The 23,795-nt window shown below is 50.1% G+C and carries 21 protein-coding genes and 1 tRNA gene; 19 read left to right on the top strand and 3 right to left on the bottom strand.

Features of this window, described 5'->3' with window-relative positions; translation table 11 throughout:
- Nucleotide 1 precedes the first annotated feature (1 nt).
- Nucleotides 2-1,165: an alanine--tRNA ligase-related protein gene (locus DWY84_RS06250; protein WP_118531757.1), complete on the bottom strand. Its 1,164-nt coding sequence runs from the start codon at nt 1,163-1,165 to the stop codon at nt 2-4.
- Nucleotides 1,162-1,830 (bottom strand): Crp/Fnr family transcriptional regulator, encoded by a 669-nt coding sequence (locus tag DWY84_RS06255; protein WP_118531759.1) that lies wholly within the window; start codon nt 1,828-1,830, stop codon nt 1,162-1,164. The genes DWY84_RS06250 and DWY84_RS06255 overlap by 4 nt, the downstream gene beginning before the upstream one ends.
- Nucleotides 1,831-1,962: 132 nt before the next feature.
- Between DWY84_RS06255 and DWY84_RS06260 the strand changes: the two genes are divergently transcribed.
- From DWY84_RS06260 to DWY84_RS06295, 7 genes are all read left to right on the top strand, one after another.
- Nucleotides 1,963-2,799, top strand: a complete 837-nt coding sequence (locus DWY84_RS06260) for a 4Fe-4S binding protein (RefSeq protein ID WP_118531761.1) — start codon at nt 1,963-1,965, stop codon at nt 2,797-2,799.
- 173 nt (nt 2,800-2,972) lie between these two features.
- Nucleotides 2,973-3,608: a tRNA (guanosine(46)-N7)-methyltransferase TrmB gene (gene trmB / locus DWY84_RS06265; protein ID WP_118531763.1), complete on the top strand. Its 636-nt coding sequence runs from the start codon at nt 2,973-2,975 to the stop codon at nt 3,606-3,608.
- A gap of 286 nt (nt 3,609-3,894) precedes the next feature.
- Entirely contained in the window at nt 3,895-4,200 is a 306-nt protein-coding gene (trxA, locus tag DWY84_RS06275; RefSeq protein WP_118531767.1) for a thioredoxin, read from the top strand.
- A 175-nt stretch (nt 4,201-4,375) separates the two neighbouring features.
- Nucleotides 4,376-4,448 (top strand) — tRNA-Lys (locus DWY84_RS06280).
- Nucleotides 4,449-4,551: 103 nt separating this feature from the next.
- Nucleotides 4,552-5,313 (top strand): TIGR01906 family membrane protein, encoded by a 762-nt coding sequence (locus tag DWY84_RS06285; protein ID WP_118531769.1) that lies wholly within the window; start codon nt 4,552-4,554, stop codon nt 5,311-5,313.
- Nucleotides 5,314-5,373: 60 nt separating this feature from the next.
- Nucleotides 5,374-7,074 (top strand): D-alanyl-D-alanine carboxypeptidase family protein, encoded by a 1,701-nt coding sequence (locus tag DWY84_RS06290; RefSeq protein WP_118531771.1) that lies wholly within the window; start codon nt 5,374-5,376, stop codon nt 7,072-7,074.
- 120 nt (nt 7,075-7,194) lie between these two features.
- The gene (locus DWY84_RS06295) at nt 7,195-9,027 is read left to right on the top strand and encodes a bifunctional UDP-sugar hydrolase/5'-nucleotidase (protein ID WP_118531773.1); all 1,833 of its coding nucleotides are present in this window, start codon (nt 7,195-7,197) and stop codon (nt 9,025-9,027) included.
- Between the two features lie 77 nt (nt 9,028-9,104).
- Here the strand turns inward: DWY84_RS06295 and DWY84_RS06300 are convergent, their stop codons facing one another.
- Nucleotides 9,105-10,187 (bottom strand): 3'-5' exonuclease, encoded by a 1,083-nt coding sequence (locus DWY84_RS06300; RefSeq protein WP_118531775.1) that lies wholly within the window; start codon nt 10,185-10,187, stop codon nt 9,105-9,107.
- A gap of 198 nt (nt 10,188-10,385) precedes the next feature.
- Here DWY84_RS06300 and DWY84_RS06305 point away from each other — a divergent pair, with 198 nt between their 5' ends.
- The 12 genes from DWY84_RS06305 to DWY84_RS06360 all read left to right on the top strand — a co-directional run bounded on the left by DWY84_RS06305 (nt 10,386) and on the right by DWY84_RS06360 (nt 23,662).
- Nucleotides 10,386-11,324: an SH3 domain-containing protein gene (locus tag DWY84_RS06305; protein WP_118531777.1), complete on the top strand. Its 939-nt coding sequence runs from the start codon at nt 10,386-10,388 to the stop codon at nt 11,322-11,324.
- A gap of 507 nt (nt 11,325-11,831) precedes the next feature.
- Nucleotides 11,832-12,143: an ATPase gene (locus DWY84_RS06310; protein WP_118531779.1), complete on the top strand. Its 312-nt coding sequence runs from the start codon at nt 11,832-11,834 to the stop codon at nt 12,141-12,143.
- Nucleotides 12,144-12,147: 4 nt separating this feature from the next.
- Nucleotides 12,148-13,191 (top strand): V-type ATPase subunit, encoded by a 1,044-nt coding sequence (locus tag DWY84_RS06315; protein ID WP_118531781.1) that lies wholly within the window; start codon nt 12,148-12,150, stop codon nt 13,189-13,191.
- A gap of 60 nt (nt 13,192-13,251) precedes the next feature.
- Nucleotides 13,252-15,252, top strand: coding sequence for a V-type ATPase 116kDa subunit family protein (locus tag DWY84_RS06320; RefSeq protein ID WP_118531783.1), 2,001 nt, complete (start codon nt 13,252-13,254; stop codon nt 15,250-15,252).
- A gap of 83 nt (nt 15,253-15,335) precedes the next feature.
- Nucleotides 15,336-15,767: an ATP synthase subunit C gene (locus DWY84_RS06325; RefSeq protein WP_118531785.1), complete on the top strand. Its 432-nt coding sequence runs from the start codon at nt 15,336-15,338 to the stop codon at nt 15,765-15,767.
- A 3-nt stretch (nt 15,768-15,770) separates the two neighbouring features.
- Complete coding sequence (locus DWY84_RS06330) at nt 15,771-16,079, top strand: V-type ATP synthase subunit F (RefSeq protein ID WP_118531787.1); 309 nt, start codon at nt 15,771-15,773, stop codon at nt 16,077-16,079.
- 15 nt (nt 16,080-16,094) lie between these two features.
- Nucleotides 16,095-16,700 carry a V-type ATP synthase subunit E gene (locus DWY84_RS06335; RefSeq protein ID WP_118531789.1) on the top strand — a complete coding sequence of 202 codons (606 nt, stop codon included), beginning with the start codon at nt 16,095-16,097 and terminating at the stop codon, nt 16,698-16,700.
- Nucleotides 16,693-18,459: a V-type ATP synthase subunit A gene (locus DWY84_RS06340; RefSeq protein WP_118531791.1), complete on the top strand. Its 1,767-nt coding sequence runs from the start codon at nt 16,693-16,695 to the stop codon at nt 18,457-18,459. The genes DWY84_RS06335 and DWY84_RS06340 overlap by 8 nt, the downstream gene beginning before the upstream one ends.
- A gap of 12 nt (nt 18,460-18,471) precedes the next feature.
- Nucleotides 18,472-19,884: a V-type ATP synthase subunit B gene (locus DWY84_RS06345; RefSeq protein WP_118531793.1), complete on the top strand. Its 1,413-nt coding sequence runs from the start codon at nt 18,472-18,474 to the stop codon at nt 19,882-19,884.
- A 12-nt stretch (nt 19,885-19,896) separates the two neighbouring features.
- Nucleotides 19,897-20,514 carry a V-type ATP synthase subunit D gene (locus DWY84_RS06350; protein WP_118531795.1) on the top strand — a complete coding sequence of 206 codons (618 nt, stop codon included), beginning with the start codon at nt 19,897-19,899 and terminating at the stop codon, nt 20,512-20,514.
- Nucleotides 20,515-20,613: 99 nt separating this feature from the next.
- Nucleotides 20,614-22,233: a peptidoglycan-binding protein gene (locus DWY84_RS06355; RefSeq protein ID WP_347560777.1), complete on the top strand. Its 1,620-nt coding sequence runs from the start codon at nt 20,614-20,616 to the stop codon at nt 22,231-22,233.
- Between the two features lie 214 nt (nt 22,234-22,447).
- Nucleotides 22,448-23,662, top strand: a complete 1,215-nt coding sequence (locus DWY84_RS06360; RefSeq protein ID WP_118531799.1) for an ATP-binding protein — start codon at nt 22,448-22,450, stop codon at nt 23,660-23,662.
- Nucleotides 23,663-23,795: the final 133 nt, after the last annotated feature.

Below are 23,795 nucleotides of genomic sequence, written 5' to 3' on the forward strand. Positions count from 1 at the left end.
CTTATTTGAAAGCGGATTCCATATAGCTTCGGATCATTTCCTCCGATCCGCTCACGGTTCCCTGGATCATCTCGGATTTGCCGCCGCCTTTGCCTCCCAGCGTTTCATGAAAGCCTTTGGAAAATGCTTTTAAATCCACGGATTCGCTGCCAAGGATATAGCGGTATCCATCGGCAGCGTTTCCAAGAAAGATTCCGCAGATGCCGTGGCATTTGCCCTTTCCTTCGTCAACGAAGCGGCGGGCTACATTCTTATCCACATCTTCTTCGAAAAGAAAATAGTTTTCCACATCCCCGGACAGGTTGTCCAGAATTCGTTCCATTGTGTGGCTCTGGACGCGGACAAGTTTTTCTTTCCACATGCGAGCCTCGTCCTGAAGACGGTGTACGGCCAGAGCACTTTCTTCTGGCTTAGCGGAGAGCAGGCGGGAGATTTCCCGGACATTATCTTCCTTCATCCGGTAATCTTTCAGGGCGCGGAAGCCGCATACCATGGTCACACGGGTGCCGCCCTTGTATTTCACGGCATCGATCAGGCGGATGATACCCACTTCACCGGTCAGTTTTACATGGGGAGCGCAGCAGGCGCAGACATCGTATCCCGGAATTTCCACAATGCGAACCTGACCGGTCAGTTCTTTTTTGCTGCGGTAATCCAGCTGGTCCAGTTCTTCTTTGGATGGATAGGTTACCACGATCGGAAGGTTCTTCACAACTGCTTCATTGGCCTCATATTCCACCTGCTGAAGCTGCTCTGGTGTAAATGTGCCGTTGAAATCCATGGTTACCAGTTCCTGGCCCAGATGGAAGCCGACATTATCATATCCGAAGGTGCGGTGCACGATGCCGGAAACGATATGCTCGCCGGTGTGCTGTTGCATTTTGGAGAAACGCTCTTCATAGTTGATCGCGCCATCCACTTCTGTGTCGGGCTGAAGTTCTCCATCGGTGTAGTGGATGATCAGGTCACCTTTTTCCTGGACATCCAGCACCTTCATGCCGCCCAGAACGCCGGTGTCGGCATACTGGCCGCCGCCCTCCGGGAAGAATACGGTCTGGTCGAGAACTACTTCATAGCACTGTTTTTTCTCATTCCATGTACAGGACAGTACCGTTGCGTGACAGCTGTCCTGATGGCTGTCTGCATAATATAATTTTTTCGTCATTTGTTCTCCTCCGTTTTTAACACAAACTGGTTTTTCCAGAAATCCAGAAGTCCCTCTTTTTTCATTTTGCCAAGTTCCGCCGACAGTGCGCTCCGGTCCACCTCCAGATAATCCGCCAGCTGCTGCCGGTTAAATGGAATGGAAAAATTTACGCTGCCCTGTCTGGCGGCCTGGGCTGAAAAGTAGGAAAGCAGCCGTCCTCGGATGGACTTGGGTGATGTATGCATGATCCGCTCGGAAAGGCCAAGATTCTTGCGGGCGGATGCCAGAAGCAGGTTCTGGATCAGCATGCTGTGGTGGGTGCAGGTGGTCCGGCAGGTGGTCAGCACCCGGCCAATGTCCAGAAACAGGATGCTGGTGTCCTCGTCAGCTACCACATTCACCATGAGCGGTTCTTCGGGGACGCAGGCATAGGTTTCCGCAAAGATCTGTCCTGCTCCGGCATGGCCAAAAATGCTGCGGTTTCCCAACAGGTCATCCCGCTCAATGGTCACACTGCCTGACAGTACAAGACCCAGATCCTTCACCAGATCTCCCATATATAAGACGATCTCGCCTTTGCGGTAATGTTTTTCTCTTGCGTAAAAGCATTTCATCATTTCTTTTACCTTATCCGGTTCGCTGCCCTGAAACAGTGCCGTCCGGGAGAGAAACTGATAATCCATAATTCTGCCTTTCTTAAAACGTTGTTAAAACAACATATTTATCAGATTCATTATAGTATAATCTGCCTGTACAATCAAGGAACCACGAAAAAGAACATTCACATATTCATTTTTATCAGGAGGACGAGTTTTATGATTCGAAGAGTGATTCACATTGATCAGGAAAAATGCAACGGCTGCGGCATCTGTGCCAATGCCTGCCATGAGGGAGCCATCGGCATCGTAGACGGAAAAGCGCAGCTTCTGCGGGATGATTACTGCGACGGCCTGGGCGACTGTTTGCCAACCTGTCCGACCGGGGCTATCACCTTTGTGGAGCGTGAGGCAGCGGCTTATGATGAGGCGGCGGTAAAGGCACACATGGAGCGCAGAAAGCAGGAGGCTGGTCAGACTGCCGGTCACAGTGCAGATCAGCATAGCAGTGCAGTGAAGGAAACTCCGGTATTTACTGGCTGTTCGGGAAGCCGTGCCCGCCAGATCGTCCATGAAGAGACACCAGTTTTTACCGGCTGCCCGGGAAGCCGCTCCCAGCAGATCAGCCATGAGGAAACTGACGCAGCGCAGAATGAAGCACCGGCCGCTTTGTTCCATTTACAGTCCCAGCTGACTAACTGGCCCGTACAGATCAAGCTGGCTCCGGTCCGCACACCGTACTTTAACAAGGCACGCCTGCTCATTGCCGCAGACTGCACTGCTTACGCCTACGCAAACTTTCATCAGGAATTCCTGAAAGGCAAAGTGGCCCTGATCGGCTGCCCGAAGTTAGATGATGTGGACTACAGCGAAAAACTCGCTGAGATCATTAAGGAGAACGATATTCAGAGCGTGACCATTGTCCGCATGGAGGTTCCGTGCTGTGGCGGACTGCAGCATGCAGCTATGACTGCGATTCAGAACAGCGGTAAATTCATTCCGTGGCAGGTTGTGACTATTTCCATTGACGGAAAGATTCTGAATCAGGCGTTCTAATGAAAGCTTTTGGTTAGTCATCCCGGCGGCTTCTCCTTGCAAACTGTCTGGCACGATGATAGAATGAAGGCAGGTGCCGCAGGACGGTACCCGCAAATGACTGCCCGTACAATCTGGAAGTAGTGTAACGGTTCAGTCATAGGATCAGTAACAGACAAACGGAGGAAAAAACTATGAGATTACGCCACATCCGGGGCGCAGAGGAAGCCATTGAGACCAGTCCTTTCGTCATTCAGAAGCCGAAAGAACACCGCGGTCATTTCTGCGAGCTGTTTGGCAATACAAACCCGATTCAGATCGAGGTCGGAATGGGAAAGGGAAAGTTTATTATGGAGCTGGCCCAGAAATATCCGGAGACGAATTTCATCGGCATTGAGCGTTACTCCAGCGTGCTGCTGCGGGCGCTTCAGAAGCGGGAAGAGCTTGAGATTTCCAATATATATTTCATGTGTGTGGACGCGAAAGAGCTGGGCGAGATCTTTGCGCCGGGCGAGGTGGAGAAGATTTACTTAAACTTCTCTGATCCGTGGCCAAAAGACCGCCATGCAAAGCGCCGCCTGACTTCACCGGATTTCATGAAGGTGTATGACCAGGTACTGGCGAAGGACGGACGCGTGGAATTTAAGACGGATAATCAGGATCTGTTTACTTACTCTCTGGAGGCAATTCCGGAGGCAGGCTGGAACATTGAAGCGTTTACCCGTGATCTGCACCACAGCGATATGGCTGAGGGCAACGTCATGACCGAGTATGAAACCAAATTTTCCGCCATGGGAAATCCCATCTGCAAACTCATCGCAAGCCGTTAGGTGCGTGAAAACGGTTCATCTGCATATACTACCGGTAAGAAAACGGATCTGGTGATGTATATGACACTGAAACAAAAAATTGTCCGATGCCTGCGCTGTGCTACCTGCGACAAGGAATCCTTAAACCGCCGCCTTTTAAAGTGGTGCAAATGCTTTAAAGAAGTGGAAAAGGAACTGAACCGCTGTAAAAAATGCTGACAGCGCGATTCTGAAGCGGTGGTCTGGCGGAAAGATTCCCGTACGCAGAAGGCCGGGGCAGGCTGGAAGAAAAGGAGAATTGTAACTTATGGAAAAGAAATTTACATCTGAGAACTTTGAAGCTGAGGTATTAAAATCTGAAAAGCCGGTACTGGTAGATTTCTACGCAGACTGGTGCGGACCGTGCAAGATGATGGCTCCGGCTGTTGAGGAGCTGGCAAACGAGCAGGATGATGTGATTGTTGGTAAACTGAACGTAGATTTTGCTCCGGAGCTTGCCCGTGCATATAAGGTTATGTCTATTCCAACTCTGATCCTGTTTAAGAACGGAGAAGCAGTGGAAAAACGCATTGGTGTTCAGAGTAAAGCAGAGCTGGAAGCCCTGATCAAGTAATTTCAATTTGCGCAAAACCCGCATAAAATAAGGATTTTCTCCCCATCAAAAGTCAGCTGAAAAAAAACTTGAAAAAAATTAAAAAAAAGTGTTGACTTTTGATGGGACATGCGATAGAATAATGACCGTGCCGCTGATACAGCAACACACAAGCGGGACAGAAAAAATTAAATAAGCGCCTTTAGCTCAGTTGGTAGAGCAGTAGACTCTTAATCTATTTGTCCAGGGTTCGAGTCCCTGAAGGCGCACTGTAAAGGCACTGATTTTGCAGACAGAGAGCTGCGGGGTCGGTGTTTTTTGTTATATAGATTTATTTTATACGAAACGAATTTCAGAAAGGACCCCATTACGATGAAAATCCTTCACAACCTGCTGGGAATCCTGTGCGGCTTTGCGCTGATGATCATTCTGCTTATCACTTCGATTGAAGCTGTCACCTACTGGACTCCGGGCTATTACGAAAAAGAATATGCGAAATACGGTGTTTTAAACGATGTTCACATGGAAATGAGTGATCTGCTTGATGTAACGGACGAGATGATGGCTTATCTGCGTGGCAACCGGGAAGATCTTCATGTTCCGACCATTGTGAATGGGCAGCCAAGAGAGTTCTTCAATGACCGGGAAATTGCCCATATGGAGGATGTAAGGGGATTGTTTCTGGGAGGACTTGCCCTGCGACGCATCAGTATTGGGCTGATCGTGATTTGTGTGGCGTTGCTGCTGGTTCTGAAAGCAGATATCCGCCGGGTGCTGCCGAAGATGATCTGCGCGGGGGCGGCGCTGTTTTTTGCGGTGCTGGCAGTACTGGCGGGCATCATAGCCACAGACTTCAATAAATATTTTATCATTTTCCATCATATCTTCTTCAACAATGACTTATGGATGTTGAATCCGGACACAGATCTTCTGATCAACATTGTTCCGGAACCATTCTTTATGGATACAGCCGCGCGCATTGCCGCAACTTACGGCGTATCGGTTCTCGCAGTATTTGCAATTTGTCTCATTATCCTGTATTATAAGACGAGCGCAAGAGAGCCAAAAACGTGCTTGCACGGTTGTGGCGAACGGCGAGGAGATCGAGTGACGCAGTCACGAGAAAAAAAATAAATTGATGCCGGATCCGGGAGCTCACAAAGCCCCGGCCCGGCTTTTTCAGGAGATATAGAAATGAAACGAATTCTGACCCTGCTTTTGTGTATTGTACTGATCACAGGCACACAGGCCACCCTGGCATATGCGGCCCCGGAATGGCCGTCCAATGTCTCGGTGGAAGCAGAGGGGGCTGTCCTGATGGACGCCCGCTCCGGCGCTGTGATCTATGGAAAAAATCTGCATTCCGTTTACTATCCGGCCAGCATTACCAAGATCCTGACGGCGCTCATTGTCATTGAGCACTGCAACCTGGATGATATTGTTACCTTTTCTCACGATGCCATCTACAACGTGGAGCAGGGAAGCAGCAGCGCAGGGTTAGATGTGGGAGATAAGATGACCGTGCGGGACTGCCTGTATGCCATGTTGTTAAAGTCAGCCAATGAGGTGGCGAATGCCCTGGCGGAGCATACGGCTGGCTCTGTGCAGAACTTTGCGGTGCTGATGAATGCGAAGGCGAAGGAACTGGGCTGTCAGGAGAGCCATTTCAACAATCCCAGCGGTTTAAATGACCCACAGCACTATACCTCGGCTTACGATATGGCCCTGATCGCGCAGGCAGCCTTTCAGAATGAGACCTTTGTAACCATTGATTCCAGTTTGTACTATGATCTTCCACCGACCAGACATAATCCGGACGGTTTCCGGGTGTATCCAGGCCACCGGATGTTAAAAAAGAATGCGCCGCAGTATTATCCCGGAGTTATTGGCGGCAAGACCGGTTATACCATGCTGGCAGGCAACACGCTGGTGACCTGTGCGGAGAAAAACGGCATGAAGCTGATCACGGTCATCTTAAACGGACATCAGACTCACTACAGTGATACGAAGGCGCTTCTGGATTTTGGATTTTCCAATTTCCAGTCGGTGAATATTGCGGAGGCGGATGGCACATATTCCTCGGTTTCCAACGACATGACCATTGCCGGACTCCCGGCTGCGGATCTTTCGGTACTGCATATGCAAAAGGACTGTTATGTGACACTGCCGAAGACAGCGGACATTTCCGATGCCCAGTCTGCCATCAGTTATGAACTGCCGGAATCCGCGCCGCCGGCGGCGGTGGCACGCATCACCTACCAGTATAATGACCGGCAGATTGGTGCCAGCTATCTATTGCACAAGGTGGCAGGTGAGGATTCGGATGCTGCGGTGAGTGCACAGGCAGAAAATGTGGAAGTGGCAGCTGCTTCTGATGAAATGTCAGGCGCGAAAGTCCAGACTGCTTCCATAGAATCTGGCGGTTCTGCACAGGATTCCGGTGCGGAGTATGGCTCAGATGCAGCTCAGTCCGGCGCGTTGGATGGAGAATCTTCTTTCAATCAGGATCCTTTGGCCCTGGCTCAGACGGATCCGCTGACATCTTCGGAAAGCGCGGAAAAGAAAACACTTTCCAGTGCCCGCAGGCCCGGGATTCATTTAAACATCCCGCCGGCGTTCTGGATCATTATAGGTGTCGCGGCGGTAGCGGCTATCATCGGTTCTGGGCTTCTTACGGCGAAATACCGCATTGAAAAGCGGGAAGAGGAAGAACGTTCCGAGCGATATGAGCGGCGCAGACAGCGCCTGCAGGATATTGGCATGACTACATCCGAGTTTGATATGATGCTTCAGCAGAAGCGTTCTGATTCCGCCCTGAAACAGACCAAACCGCATAAGCGGCCCAAAAAACACAAATCATTTTTAGACAATAAGAACTTCCGTGACCACGAGTGATGGGCACGGAAGTTTTTTGTGTTTTTCGAAAACAACTTTCCACTTTCAGGATAAATTGCTATAATAAATGCAGTAGCATGACAATTTAAAACATGTGTGAAAAAGGAGGAAGAAAAGAGCATGACAAAGAAAAGAAGCTCAAAACTGCTTAGCTGGCTGCTCACTCTGGCCATGGTGCTGAGTCTGGCTGCCGGAATGTCGATCACGGCGTTCGCGCAGGACAACGACATTATTGTGCTTTACACAAATGATGTTCACTGTGGCGTAGACGACAACATTGGCTATGCAGGTCTTGCGCTCTACAAGAAGCAGATGCAGCAGCAGACCCCGTATGTGATTCTGGCAGATGCCGGCGACGCAATTCAGGGAGCGCCGATCGGCACGTTGTCAGAGGGCGGCTATCTGGTCGATATCATGAACCAGGTCGGCTATGATTTCGCGATTCCGGGCAACCACGAGTTTGATTACGGAATGAACCGTTTTCTGGAGCTTGCGGGCAAGCTGGACTGCGGATATTATTCCAGTAACTTTGTGGATCTGAGAACAGGAAATACCGTATTTGCTCCTTATAAAATGTTCACATTCGGTGATGTGAAGGTTGCGCTTGTGGGAGCAAGCACGCCGGAGAGCTTCACGAAATCGACACCATCCTATTTCCAGAATGAAAATGGAACCTATGTGTATGGATTCTGCGAGGATGAGAGCGGCGAGAGCCTGTACGCAAAGATTCAGTCTTCCGTTGACGCAGCGAGAAATGACGGGGCAGCTTACGTGATTCTTGTGGGCCATCTTGGTGAAAATGGAACAACAGAGCGCTGGTCATCCGATGCGGTGATCGCGCACACAAACGGAATTGACGCAGTCATTGATGGTCATTCTCATGAGACGGTTCCGAACAAGACCATTGCGAATAAGGATGGAAAGCAGATTCCCCTGACCCAGACCGGAACAAAGCTCAAAAATATCGGAAAGCTGACAATTAAGGCGGACGGCACGATCACAACAGAGCTTGTGGACAAGGTTCCCGCAAAGGACACCACATCTTCGTATTCTGTAAAAACAGGTGACAGCCTGAGCAGGATTGCGAAAAGCCAGCTTGGCTCAGCATCCCGCTGGAAAGAAATCTACGATGCAAACCGCGATAAGATCCGCAACAAGAATCTGCTTTATGCAGGCATGAAGCTGACGATTCCGGGAAGCGTGCGTGTAACGGAAGATGGAAAAGCAGTAGATGCACAGACGGATTCCTATATTAAGTCCATTCAGGCTATTTACCAGGAAAGCCTGAAGACTGTGCTTGGCCATACCGATGTGGATCTGACGGATAAGAATCTGGAGACCGGAGAGCGTGCAGTCCGTAATGCAGAGACAAACCTTGGAGATCTGACTGCGGATGCTTATCGTTATGAGCTTGGAGCAGAGATTGGCCTGAGTAACGGCGGCGGAATCCGCAGCTTTATAGCAGCCGGAAATATCACGTATGAAAATACACTTGCAGTGTTCCCGTACGGAAATATGGCCTGTCTGATTGAAGTTACCGGGCAGCAGCTGAAAGATGCCTTAGAGATGGCATCAAAGAATTATCCGCAGGAGAGCGGCGGCTTTTTACAGGTATCTGGCGTGACATACACGATTGACAGCACCGTTTTGTCCAGTGTAAAACTGGATGACAAGGGGAATTTCCTTGGGGTATCCGGTGCGTATCGTGTAACAGACATCCAGGTAAATGGACAACCACTTGATCTGAACCGGACCTATACGCTAGCTTCCCACAACTATATGCTCAAGTCTGCGGGCGACGGCATGACCATGTTTAAAGATGCAAAGATTCTGAAGGATGAGGTAATGACCGATGTGGATGTGTTGTCTGACTACATCAATACGCATCTGGGCGGAAATGTAGGCGCAGAGTATGCGAACCCGGCAGGCCAGGGGCGTATTGTCATCAAGTAGAAGTTAGAAAATCAGGCTGCATGATTTAGAATAAAAAAGACGTGTGAAACATGATGGTTCATCTTTCACACGTCTTTTTATATTCCGGAAGAATTTGATTTTCGTCTGCGGCGGCCGGAAGCGGAATACCCCGTGCCTGAAGGTGCTGCGCTGGAAGAAGCACTGGCGGCTTTTTTGCCAGCCTGTTTTTGTTTACGTTTCATGCGGTTGCGTTCCGCACGTTTTTTGCGGACATCCTCTTTTCGCTGGATGATGGACTGGGCACCTTCTTCATCGGTCAGCTTCAGGGTCTTGACTACAAATACAGATTCATCCTCTACTTTTTTCATGCGGATCTTTCCCTTTAAGTAGCCGTGATCCGGGCAGCAGGCCAGGGCGAAGTAGGTTTTCTGGTTCGGTGTGAACCAGCGGATCTTTTTGCGGAGCATACGGCCGCAGCGGTAGCACATCATCTCAGTAACGCCCTTATCTGCCATGGCATCTTCCTTGGAGTCAAAGATGCGGGAGACATACTTGGAATATCCGGGGAAGGTCATGCGGATTTCTTCTTTTTTGTCGGATGGAAGCCGGTAATAGTCCACCGACCAGAACGGCAGGATAGCATCCGGTCCAGGGGTTTGTCCCAGCATAGTGAGGAGTTTTCCGGTGTAGTAAGCGTCATCTAAGGCGCGGTGGAAAGGACGTTCTTCCATGAGATTTTGTTCTTCTACGGCAGAGTCAAGGGAGATTCTTGCGTTCTCACGGCAGAAAAGGCCGTAGAGCTTCTGCACATCGTAGTAGAGAAGCGGTTTGGAAAAAGGATTCTCCATGTGGTAGTAATCCATGTTCCGCTGCAGTTCTAAGAGATCCATGTTGCCCCAGGTGCAAAACACGGCATCCTCGCCGCACCAGGCAAGAAATTCGGTTGCGGCATTCGGGAAAAGTTCCCCGCTGTTTCGCAGTTCCTTCATATTCATATGGGTCACCTCGGAGATGGCATGGTGCATCTGGGTGTACACCTGCGGACGGACGAGGCGGTGAAACTCACCGGTCATCTGAAAGTTTTCATTCAGCTTTACCGCGCCGATCTCAATAATTTCAAAGGGAAAATGCGGAACGGAGCGCTCTTTTCCATTGGCACTCTGATTCCATTCTAGATCAAATACAATGTAGTTCTTCATAATGGAAATATTATAGCATATGGAGCGCAGTTTGCCTAGGGTCGAGAAAAGTCACCTTACAGTTCCCTTACAATACGAAAAAACATGCTTTTTTGCGTGCGCAATTTGGAAGATTATAGTATAATTGTAGAAGAAAAATGGTTGCTGTCTGCACGGCACAGGAACGATAACAAAAAAGTGATACAAAGGAGGATCTTTATGGCATTGGGTGGAAACAGCAGCTGGGATAAGATCCAGCAGGGAGTAAAGGATACCGAGCGGCTGATCGTTCAGAGAGAATACAATGCGTCTATGATCAAGGCGCGGCAGACTCTGGAATTTATGGTGAAGAACCTGGCAGATCAGGCCGGTATCATGGATGAAAGCGATTTAAAGGGTATGATTGATATGCTCTATGAAAACCGGTGGATATCCAAAGCCACCTGTGAGCACTACCATAAGATCCGCATGATTGGCAACAAAGCGGCTCATGAGGGAGATGCGAACGCATACAGCGCAAATCAGGCATATCATATGCTCTCTCAGGAGGTTTATACCTTTGCGGATGATTACCGCAATGTCAAAAAGGGAAGGAAGCCGCTGACGAGACCGGCGGTACAGGGCAGCAGCCAGAACCGCGCCGGTGGAAACCGGGAGAATGGCGCAGGAGCATCCCAGGGGAACCGCACAGGCAGTAATTACAGTGGAAACCGCGCGGGCGGCAGCTACGGTGGAAATCGTGGCAGCAGTTCTGCGGCAGCCAGGAGCCGGAAACGCGCCGGCAGCCAGAGTTCCTCCTTTTCGTTATATACTCTGTTAAAACTTCTGGTCCCGGTGCTCTGTATTGTACTGCTGATCCTGGTGGTCAAGCTTGCGAAACCGGAAAGCGGGACAAAAGAGACTGAAGGTCCGACTGCGGTGGAGACCATGGAGTCTACAGAAGCGGCACAGGAAGAAACAGAAAGCAGTGGTCCGGTATACCGCACCACAGATGTACTGAATGTGCGGCCAGAGCCGAGTACCTCTTCTGAGCGCATTGGCCAGCTGAACGCGGGCGTAACCGTCGAATATGTACGTGCCCACGATGATGACTGGGCCGTGATTCTCTACAATGGCCAGGAGGCCTATGTGGCCAGTCAGTATCTGACAACCGAATAATAATTAAAAAACAATACCAATATAAGTCCGAAGCCGGTAATTCCGGCATACCGCTGCGCAAAATATGGGTATTGTGTTCGGACGATGCAGCTGACAGATGTTTGCGGATAGTCGGACAAGATGTCCGACTACCTCAAACACCAGTCGCTGCATAGCCGGACACGTATACCCATATTTATGCTCCGCGGAATGCCGGGATAACCGGCTTCTGCTGTATTGGCTCCGCTACGAGAGAAATAAAATCAGCCAGAACGGTACTGATAAAAGCCATGATTTCCTGCTTCGGACCTTTCGTGAATATTCTTAAATTTTCTATATGTGTGTAAGTGCATTTCGTCATTGTGACAAAAAAAGATCGTTAAAAAATTATTATTCTTTCATTTTTGACCATGACTTTTAGTGGTCAACGGGAGTATGATGTTAGCTGAAAGCTATATGCTGTATAATTTCATGCTTATGGTGGAATGGTTAAGGCATACGCTTACCAGATGGACAAGGAGGACAACAATGGATACCGTAATCAAACGGATATCGGAGATTGAGAAAGCGGCGGTGACGGTCATGGATGATGCTGCCGCGCGCAAGAAAGCCTTTGCTGCCGAAATGGAAGAAAAAACGAGGCAGTTTGATCAGACCGCAGATGAAGAGACTGAAAAAAAGGTGCAGAGTCTTCGCCAGGAGATGGAAAAACGGATGAACGCTGAATTGTCTGAACAGAAGGCGGAAGCGGAACGACAGCTTGCGCAGATGGAAAAGAATTATGAGCTTCATCACGAATCTTATGTGAAGAAGCTGTTTCAGGAACTGGTAAAGGAGTGATCGTATGGGGCTTTTGGCCTACAGCGGGATAACGACAAAAGTGCGGGCTATGGAGAGTCGCCTGCTGAAACCGGAGCAGTTTCGGGAACTGGCAGAGCAGGAAGATGTGCGGAGCGCGGCAGATTACCTGAAAGAACAGCCGGCTTACGCGGAAGTTTTTGATGGCCTGGATGATACAAAGCTGCATCGCGGATATATTGAGCAGATTCTTACCCAGTCGGAATACCAGGATTTTACCAGATTATACCGCTTCTCCAGTATGAAACAGCGAAAATTTCTGGACCTTTATTTTAAGCATTATGAAGTAGAAGTAATCAAAAAGCTTTTGCGGCACATGCTTGGAGGACGGGAGGGCCAGACGGATCTGTCCATGTTTCAGGGATTTTTTGAAAAGCATTCAGAGCTGGATCTGGAAACACTTTGCAGGGCAAAGAATTTTTCAGAGTTTACGGAGGCACTGGAAGGAACAGTTTATGGAAAACTGTTAAGTCAGATGCAGGAAAAGGGGCAGACGGGATTGTTTGACTGCGAACTGAAACTGGATCTCTTCTACTTCCAGTTGCTGTGGAAGCTGCGGAATAAACTCTTAAGCAAGACGGAGCGGAAAATCCTGGATGATTGTTTTGGAAGCCGTCTGGATCTGTTAAATATCCAGTGGATCTGCCGGGCGCGAAGTTTTTACCGTTTGTCCCAGGCTGAAATTTATGCGCTGCTAATCCCGGTTCATTACCGGCTGCGGGCAGATAAGGTAAAGCTGCTGGTGGAGGCGGAGGATGACGCGAAATTTTTTGCGGTGTTAAGGGAGACGCCCTATGGAAAGCAGGAAGAGCTTCAGACCGGACAAATGCCGGATATTCAGCTTTTGTCGAATCAAATGTTAAACCGGATTTATGGCAGAACCGGGCACCGCTATCCGCATTCTCCGGCGGTACTGGATTCCTATCTGTACCGGAAAGAACTGGAGATGCGAAAGATCGTTACGGCGCTTGAGGGAATCCGGTATGGACTTCCGGCATCGGAAATCATGGGGCTGCTGGCAAAACAGTAGAAATGAAGCAGTGGTTTGACACAGTGAGCGTTAAGCCATTGCAGACAGGAGGAGTTACTTGTGATAGAGAAAATGAAGTTTTTAAGTATCACAGGTCCGAAGGATGATATTGACCGGGTGGTGGAACGGTATCTCTCGAAGTATGAGATCCAGCTGGAAAACGCCCTGTCGGAGCTGAAAACGGTAGTGAATCTGCGGCCGTATCTGGAAATCAATCCTTATAAAGCGGAGCTGCAGACGGCAGCAGCGCTGATGGAGGAGATTCAGGGAGTTGTGGATGTTCATGATGTACAGGAGGGCAAAGCCGCCGGAGCTTCGAAGCGGGCTGAAAGCCAGGAAATGTCGATACGGCAGGCCAACCAGACCGGGCTTTCTGTGGAGGATGCCGTGAACACTATCCACAGTCTGGATGAACAGATTAAAATTCTTCGGACAGAAAAAGACGCACTGGAAACGCAGGTGCATAGCATAGAGGAGTCTATGGACCGGGTAATCCCGTTTGCGGACCTGAACTATGACCTGAAAGACATCATGCATTTTCAGTACATCAAATTCCGGTTCGGGCGCATGACCCACGAATACTACAATAAGTTCATGGATTATGTGTACGATACCATCGATACTGTGGTTCATAAATGTCAGGAAGACGCAGATTATGTGTGGCTGGTGTATTTTGTGCCGGAGCCGCTCTGCGATAAGACCGATGCGATTTACGCGTCCCTGCATTTTGAGCGGTTTTTCCTTCCGGACGAATACGAGGGAACGCCGGTGGATGCTACCCATGAGCTGGAGCATCAGCTTGCGGACCTGGATGAAAAGATGCGGCATGTAGATGAAGAAATCCGCGGCGCACTGGAAGCGCATACAGAGGATCTGCGGGCGGCGTACCAGAAACTGGAGACTTACTCGAAGAACTTCGATGTGCGTAAGCTTGCGGCCTGCACGAAGGACAAGGATCACACCTTTTATATTCTTTGTGGCTGGATGAGTGAGACGGATGCAAAGGCCTTTCGAAAGGAACTGGAACAGGATGACAAGACGTTCTGCTTTGTGGAAGAGGATCATGACAACATCATCAGCAGACCTCCGACCAAATTAAAGAATCCGGGCCTGTTCAGGCCATTTGAAATGTTTATCCGCATGTACGGACTTCCCTCTTATGAGGAAATTGACCCAACTATCATTCTGGGCCTGACGTACGCATTTTTGTTTGGCTTTATGTTCGGTGATGCTGGGCAGGGCCTGTGCCTGATGCTTGGCGGTTACCTGTTATACCGGGCAAAGAAGATGAATCTGGCAGCCATCATTTCCTGCTGTGGTTTCTTCTCCACCATATTTGGTTTCCTCTTCGGCAGCGTATTTGGCTTTGAGAATATCATCAAGCCGCTGTGGCTGCGTCCGAAGACGGCAATGACAAATCTTCCTTTTGTAGGAAACCTGAATACGGTATTTATCGTGGCGATCGCCATGGGCATGGGAATCGTTCTGATGACTATGGTACTCAATGTCATTAACAGTCTGAGAAGCCATGACACAGAAAAAGCATTTTTTGATACCAACGGCATTGCAGGCATCGTATTTTACGGTGCCCTGGCTGTGACCATTATCCTGTATATGAGCGGTCATGTGCTTCCGGCCACCGCAGTTTTAGTCGTGATGTTTGTAATCCCGCTTCTGGTGATCTTCTTTAAGGAGCCGCTTACGGCACTGGCAGAGAAGCACGCGAAGATCATGCCGGAGGAAAAGGGCATGTTCTTTGTGCAGGGTGTGTTTGAACTGTTTGAAGTATGTTTGAGCTACTTTTCCAACACTCTTTCCTTCGTTCGAGTGGGTGCCTTCGCGGTGAGCCACGCGGCCATGATGGAAGTGGTTCTGATGCTGGCCGGTGCCGAGGCGGGAACGCCCAACTGGCTGGTGGTTGTGCTTGGCAACCTGTTTGTGTGCGGCATGGAGGGACTGATCGTGGGCATTCAGGTACTCCGTCTGGAGTATTATGAGCTGTTCAGCCGCTTCTACCGGGGAACCGGACGAGAGTTCAAACCGTATGGAAAACAGAACTGATAGAACGAAAACGCCTGGAAAACGTGAAATGTCCGGGCAGAAAGCAAAAGAAAGATTGTAGAACAAAAAAGGAGAATCCAATCATGACAGTATTAGCAAAAATCACACTGGCAGCAGCCCTGCTTTTAAGCATTGCAGTTCCGTTTGGCGCGTTTGCGGCAGGCGAGAAGACAAAGGGACGTTATAAAACCGCCATCGGCGTGAACGTCTTCCTGTTTATAGCCACTATTGGCGTGGCAGCAGGTCTCATGTTTACCGGTCATGCTTTCGCGGCAGAGGAGACCGCCAAGGCCGTGAACAGCGCGGCTGGCTGGGGCTATCTGGCCGCAGCACTTTCCACCGGCATGAGCTGTCTGGGCGGCGGCATTGCCGTATCCGCGGCAGCATCCGCAGCGCTGGGAGCCATCAGCGAGGACGGCTCCATTCTTGGTAAATCCCTCATCTTCGTAGGTCTTGCCGAAGGTGTCTGCCTGTACGGACTGATCATTTCCTTCATGATCCTTGGTTCCCTGTAAGGTATGAAGATGTATCTCATCAGTGACAACATTGACACCTGGACCGGCATGCGTCTGGCCGGTGTGGAGGGTGCGGTGGTGCACGAAAAAGAGGAACTGAAGGCGGAGCTTGATAAGGTCCTGGCCGACAAAACCATCGGAATCGTACTGCTGACGGAAAAATTCGGGCGGGAATTCCCGGATCTGGTAAATGATGTGAAGTTAAATCACCGACAGCCGCTGTTTGTGGAGATTCCGGACCGTCATGGAACCGGCCGCAAGCCGGACTTTATCACGGCCTATGTAAATGAAGCAATCGGATTGAAATTGTAAAGGAAGGTGACCAACTTGACCACCGAGGAAAAATTACAGCATTTTCTGGACACCTGCATGGAGGATGCCAGAGTCCGCAGCGGGCGGATGCTGGATGAATATATGACGGCGCTGGAAAAGACATTTGAGGAACATAAGGCAGATACCCGGAGACGGGAGAAGCTGCAGCTTTCGCAGGAAACAGAGAAGATTGAGCGCGAGATCAACAAGCAGCTGGCAGTGGGCCAGATTGAGATCCGCCGGACCCTGGGCATGAAGCAGGAAGAGTTAAAGGATAAGCTGTTTGTAGAGCTTCGCGATATGCTGGCAAATTATCTGGAGACTCAGGATTATCAGAAATTACTGGAGCGGCAGGTAAAACAGGCTGTGGAGTTTGCCGGAAATGACCAGATGATCATTTACCTGGATCCGGTGGATGAGGACAAGTTAAACCGTCTTGCTCTCCACAACGGCAACGCAGAGCTTCGCATCAGTGAGTATTCCTTTACCGGGGGAACCCGCGCGGTCATTCCAGCGCGGCACATCCTCATTGATAATTCATTCCAGACCAAGCTGGAGGAAGCCAGAGAGAAGTTCCACTTCGATCTGAGCCTGACAGAAGGAGGAAGGGACCATGTCTAAGACGGGTGTGATCAGCGGAATCAACGGCCCGATCGTCCATGTCAAGGGCGATCCGGGCTTTACCATGAATGAGATGGTCTATGTAGGCCATGACAATCTGGTGGGGGAGGTCATTGGCTTAAAGGCTGGGGACACCATCATCCAGGTATATGAGGAGACGGCCGGAATCCGGCCAGGCGAGCTTGTGACGGGAACCGGAGCACCGGTATCCGTTACCCTGGCCCCTGGCATTCTGACCAATATTTTTGATGGTATCGAGCGGCCGTTGAGTGAGATCGCGAAGACCGGAGGTGCCTACATCAGCCGCGGTGTGAATGTCAGTGCCCTGGATACGGAAAAGAAATGGCAGACCCACATGACCGTGAAGAAGGGCGACCGGGTTTATGGGGGCACGATCATTGCGGAGGTGCCGGAGACTCCGGCTATCCTGCATAAGGTGATGGTTCCGCCGGACAAGGAGGGGTATGTGCTGGATGTCGCGGAGGATGGCGAGTATACCATCAGCGATCCGCTGGTAACGATCCAGCATTTGGATGGAAGCGAAGAAACACTGACCATGACCCAGAAATGGCCCATTCGTGTGGCGAGACCGACGGCAAAGCGGTTCCCGGCCACAAAGCCGCTGGTAACCGGTCAGCGTATTCTGGATACCCTGTTTCCGCTGGCAAAGGGCGGCACGGCGGCAATCCCGGGAGGTTTCGGTACCGGAAAGACCATGACCCAGCACCAGATCGCAAAATGGTCTGACGCGAACATCATCATTTACATCGGCTGCGGCGAGCGTGGAAATGAGATGACCCAGGTTCTGGAGGAATTTTCTGAACTGATCGATCCGAAGACGGGCAATCCGCTGATGGACCGCACCACGCTGATTGCCAACACCTCCAACATGCCGGTGGCGGCCCGTGAGGCAAGCCTGTATTCCGGCCTGACGCTGGCAGAGTATTATCGGGACATGGGTTACCATGTTGCCATCATGGCGGATTCCACCTCCCGTTGGGCGGAGGCGCTGCGGGAGCTGTCCGGACGTCTGGAGGAGATGCCAGCAGAGGAAGGTTTCCCGGCTTATCTGGCCTCCAAGCTGTCAGCCTTTTATGAGCGGGCCGGCATGATGCAGAATTTAAATGGTACCGAGGGCAGTGTGACTATCATCGGCGCGGTATCGCCCCAGGGCGGCGACTTCTCCGAACCGGTGACACAGAATACGAAGCGTTTTGTTCGCTGCTTCTGGGGACTGGACAAGAACCTGGCCTACGCGAGACATTTCCCGGCTATTTCCTGGCTGACCAGCTACTCAGAATACTTAAATGACTTGGGTTCCTGGTATACGGAAAACGTGGACAAAAAGTTTGTGGATTACCGCAATCAGATTGTCTACCTGCTGTCCCAGGAGAGCAGCCTGATGGAGATCGTCAAGCTGATCGGCGGCGATGTGCTGCCGGACGACCAGAAGCTGATCCTGGAGATTGCAAAGGTAATCCGTGTTGGATTTCTGCAGCAGAATGCTTTCCACAAGGACGATACCTGCGTTCCCATGGAGAAGCAGTTTAAGATGATGGAGATTATCCTGTACCTGTACCGGAAGTCCCGGTCTCTGATTTCTATGGGCATGCCGATGTCGGTACTGAAGGAGGATCCGATTTTTGACCAGGTCATTGCCATCAAGTATGATGTGCCAAACGATAACCTGGCATTGCTGGATGATTATAAAAAGAAGATTGATGCCTTTTATGAGGGCGTCATGGAACGGAACGCATAGGAGGGCTGTGAAATGGCAATTGAATATTTGGGTTTAAGTGCGATCAACGGCCCTATGGTGGTGCTGGAGGGCATTTCCGGCGCAGCCTACGATGAGATTGTGGAAATGACCGTGGACGGAAAGAAACGCAAACTGGGCCGCATTATTGAGGTGTATGAGGACAAGGCTGTGATCCAGGTATTTGAGGGTACCGAGGGCATGGGCTTAAAAAATGTACACACCCGCCTGACGGGCCATCCGATGGAGCTTGGCGTATCTACGGAGATGCTGGGGCGTACCATGAACGGCATTGGTGTGCCGATTGACGGACTGGGTGAGATCCTGCCGGAAAAGATGCTGGATGTAAACGGCAAGCCGTTAAACCCGGTGACCCGTGAGTATCCGCGAAACTATATCCGTACCGGTATTTCAGCCATTGATGGACTGATGACCCTGATCCGGGGACAGAAGCTGCCGATCTTTTCTGGCAACGGACTTCCCCACGATCAGCTGGCAGCACAGATCGTGCGGCAGGCATCCCTGGGAGATGATTCGGATGAACAGTTTGCGATTGTCTTTGCGGCCATGGGCGTGAAGCACGATGTAGCAGAGTTTTTCCGCCGTACCTTTGAGGAGAGCGGCGTTTCCTCTCATGTGGCCATGTTCATGAATCTGGCCAATGACCCGGTGGTGGAGCGTCTGATCACGCCAAAGTGCGCGCTGACGCTGGCTGAGTATCTGGCCTTTGAGAAGAACATGCACATTCTGGTCATTTTAACGGATATGACATCCTTTGCGGAGGCTATGCGTGAGGTATCCTCCTCCAAGGGTGAGATCCCGTCCCGAAAGGGTTTCCCGGGATATCTGTACAGTGAGCTGGCGGCGCTTTATGAGCGCGCAGGCATTGTCAGGGGCGTGAATGGTTCCGTGACCCAAATCCCGATTCTGACCATGCCAAACGATGACATCACCCATCCGATCCCGGACCTGACCGGTTACATTACCGAGGGGCAGATTGTTCTGGACCGGGAATTAAATGGCCAGTCGGTTTACCCGCCGATTAACGTGCTGCCGAGCCTGTCCCGTCTGATGAAGGATGGTATCGGTGAGGGCTACACCCGGGCAGATCACCAGGCAGTGGCAAACCAGCTGTTCTCCTGTTACGCGAAAGTAGGAGACGCAAGAGCGCTGGCATCGGTTATAGGTGAGGATGAGCTGTCACCGCTGGATAAAAAATATCTGGTATTCGGCCGGGAGTTTGAGCATCGTTTTGTGGGACAGGATCCGCATGACAACCGGAACATCATCACCACGCTGAATATTGGCTGGCAGCTTCTGGGCCTGCTTCCGAAGGAGGAGCTGGACCGGATCGATACGAAGATTCTTGCGCAGTATTATAAGGCAACAAAGCTGGATGAGAACGGGGATCTGGTGGATGCAGAGTAAGGAGGGATCCGTATGAATCTGAATACTTTCCCGACAAAGGGAAACCTTATTTTAGCGAAGAACTCCCTTGCGCTGGCCAGTCAGGGCTATGAACTGATGGACAAGAAGCGGAACATCCTCCTGCGGGAACTGATGGGACTCATCGACCAGGCGAAGGACATCCAGGCAGAGATCGACACGACCTTTACAGAAGCTTACAAAGCCCTGCAGAAGGCCAATATCGAGCTGGGAATCGGCTTTATCCAGGATATTGCCGGGACGATTCCGGTGGACGATACGATCCGCATCAAGACCCGCAGCATCATGGGAACGGAGATCCCGCTGGTGCAGCATGAGCCGGTGCCTCTGACACCGGGCTATGCGTTCTTAAGCACCAGTCCGGCGCTGGACGAGGCCCGGATGCACTTTGAGAAGGTGAAGGAGCTGACCACAAAGCTTTCCATGGTGGAAAACTCGGCCTACCGCCTGGCCTCCAGCATCAGAAAGACCCAGAAGAGAGCGAACGCGCTCAAGAATATCACGATCCCGACATACCAGAACCTGGTAACAACGATTGGGAATGCGCTGGAGGAGAAGGACAGGGAAGAGTTTACGAGGCTGAAGGTAATTAAACGCTCAAAAACAGGTTAAGGCTTCACAGAAATTGTGAACTGTGATAAAATATAGGTCAACTGGGGGTTCGGAATGGGAACCCCTTTGACATTTAACACAGGAAGTGAGGTCAGAATTTTGACAACCATAAATACACATAGAAGCTGGAAAAGAAGAGTGCAGTGCTTTGGCGCGGCACTTCTGGCTATGAGCATGCTGGCAGGCTGCGGTACATCCCAGACCGCAAACCAGGCAGAGAGTGAGAGCACCGAGGAGAATCTGGTCCTGATGGAGGAGACCCTGCCGCAGACCGCTGCGGATGAGACGGTCATGGTCCTTTCTCCGGATGGTCCGCTGCTTCCGTCTGTTGAGGGCGTGGACGCAGAGTACAGTGAGCCGATCCCGGATTATCTGCGTATCGGTGAGAAGCATCCGATCGTCTTAAAGCTACAGCAGCGACTGATGGACTTAGGCTTTATGGATAACGATGAACCGACGGATTATTACGGGGAAGTGACCCAGAGTGCGGTCAAGATCTATCAGCGCCAGAACAAACTGGCACAGGACGGTATCATCGGTCCGGATACCCTGGAGGCGATTCTTTCCCCGGATGCCAAGTATTACGCAGCCCAGAAGGGTGATGAGGGTACCGATATTACCCGTATCCAGAGCCGTCTGTATGAGCTTGGCTATCTGGCCAGCGACAGCGAGGTGACAGGCAGCTTTGGAGATGATACCGAAACGGCGGTTATGAAGATGCAGAGCGTGAACGGCCTGGAGCAGGATGGCAAGGTCGGAAGAAAAACCATGAACCTTCTCTACAGTGAGGATGTGAAGGCAAATATGCTGGCTTACGGTGAGAAGAGTGATCTGGTTCTGGCAGCCCAGAAGCGTTTGAAGGAGCTGGGCTATATGACCACCGAGCCGGATGGCAGCTATGGAAATGATACGATCATTGCAGTCAAACAGTTCCAGTCCCGCAATGACCAGATTGTAGATGGTTATCTGGGACCGGCTACCCGTGTGGCGTTAAACAGTTCTGACGCGGTTCCGAACGGTCTGGCCCTTGGCGACAGCGGTGATAACATCCAGCGGGTGCAGAACCTGCTCAGTAAGCTGGGTTATCTGAAATCTGCCAATGTGACCGGCTACTATGGTGAGGTGACCGAGGATGCGGTCAAGCTGTTCCAGCGCACGAATGGACTGAGTGCGGATGGTACAGTCGGTGTCATGACCATGGCAAAGCTGACCGGCGGAGATGCGAAGAAAGCACCGGCCCAGCCGAAGACGAATACCAGTAAAAACAACAGCAAAAATAACAGTAAAAATAATTCCGGTAACGGCGGCAAGAAGGGAAGCTCCGGCAGCACTGCTGTTCCGAATACCGGTGGTGCCAGCGGCGGCGCGAGTGCGCTTCTGGCGGTGGCAAGCTCCAAGCTTGGCTGTCCGTATGTATGGGGCTCCAAGGGACCGAACTCCTTTGACTGTTCCGGTTTCGTGTACTGGTGCTTAAACCAGGTCGGCGTGCGTCAGAGCTACATGACATCCTCCGGCTGGAGAAACGCGGGAAGATACACCAGGATCAGCAGCTTCTCTAATCTGCGTGCTGGTGATATCATCGTTGTAAGCGGCCATGTAGGAATCGTGGCAGGCGGCGGAACGGTTATTGATGCGTCCTCCGGTAACGGTAAAGTCGTTCATCGTTCCTTAAGCTCCTGGTGGGCAAACAATTTTATCTGCGGATGGAGAATTTTCTAAAACAGAATCATTTGAGGCAATGGAGTTGAGCCGGAAAATCAGAGATGGTTTTCCGGCTTTTTGTGCATACAACCATTTGAAAGATATAACTGATGAAATAAATGAAATTTGATATTTTATCAGTTATAACTTATAAAATCATATTTTTATATGAATTTATCAATTATAAATGTGCTATACTATTATCAGGGACAGGAAAGGAGGCATAATATTTATGGTGAAACGCGAAATGTATATGAAACGCATACGACCGTTTATCGGAACGGACCTAATTAAAGTCATGACAGGTATCCGCCGTTCCGGAAAGTCGGTAATGCTGGAACTGATTAAACAGGAGCTGATAGATTCCGGGGTGAGTTCATCTCAGTTTATTTCTATTAATTTTGAGGATATGAGATATACGCATCTGCAGACTGCGAAAGCATTGTACGATGAGATCAGCAGCCGTTCAGCCGGGATAGATAGAAAAATTTATCTGTTTTTTGATGAGATTCAGGAAGTAAAGGACTGGGAAAAGTGTATCAATTCGTTCCGTGTTGCGTTGGATTGCGATATTTATATTACAGGTTCTAACGCAAAACTCCTTTCTGGAGAACTGGCTACTTATCTAGCTGGGCGTTATGTGGAATTTATTGTTTATCCATTTTCATTTGCTGAATTTCTGGAACTTTATCATTCTGTTTTTCCGGAGGAAACGGTTCAGAAAAGCTTTCAGCAATATATTTTGTACGGAGGAATGCCATATCTGGCCAACATTCGTTATGCGGATGAGCCGTCCAGACAATACTTGCAGGATTTGTTTAACTCTGTGCAGCTGAAGGATATTGTAAAGCGGAATAAAATCCGGGATGTGGATTTACTGGAGCGGATCATGGCCTATGTAATGGCCAATGTCGGAAATACATTTTCGGCATCGTCTCTTGCAAAGTTTCTTAAGAGTGAACAGCGGACGGTTGCGCCGGAGACGATTCTGAATTATATCCGGTATTGCTGTGATGCTTATCTGTTTTATCAAGTGAAGCGTGAGGAAGTGCAAGGCAAGCAGATTCTTGCTTCCAATGAAAAGTATTATATTGCGGATCATGGAATCCGGGAAGCGGTGTTTGGAGGAAATGCAAAGGATATTAATCTGACGCTTGAAAACATTGTATATCTGGAACTGCTCCGCCGCGGATATCATGTTACGGTCGGCAAAAATCAGGATAAGGAAATAGATTTTGTCTGTGATAAGCGAGGGGAGAAACTCTACATTCAGGTGACTTATTTGCTTGCATCGGAAGAAACGATACAGCGGGAGTTTGGGGTATATGATACGATACGGGACAATTTCCCCAAATATGTGGTTTCCATGGATGAATTTGATATGAGCCGTAATGGAATTAAGCATCGAAACATCCGTGATTTTCTGTTGGATGAAAATTGGGAGTGAAAACTTTCAAATTGTACCAAATCAAAAACTTTTCGAAAAAATAATTGACAAATGAAATAATGGTACTATAATGGCAGATATTCAAAGATTCACATCCAAATGCGTTGAACAGGACAAGGCTTTTTTGTCAGAT

Source organism: Clostridium sp. AF27-2AA (assembly GCF_003478505.1).
Classification (GTDB): domain Bacteria; phylum Bacillota; class Clostridia; order Lachnospirales; family Lachnospiraceae; genus Brotaphodocola.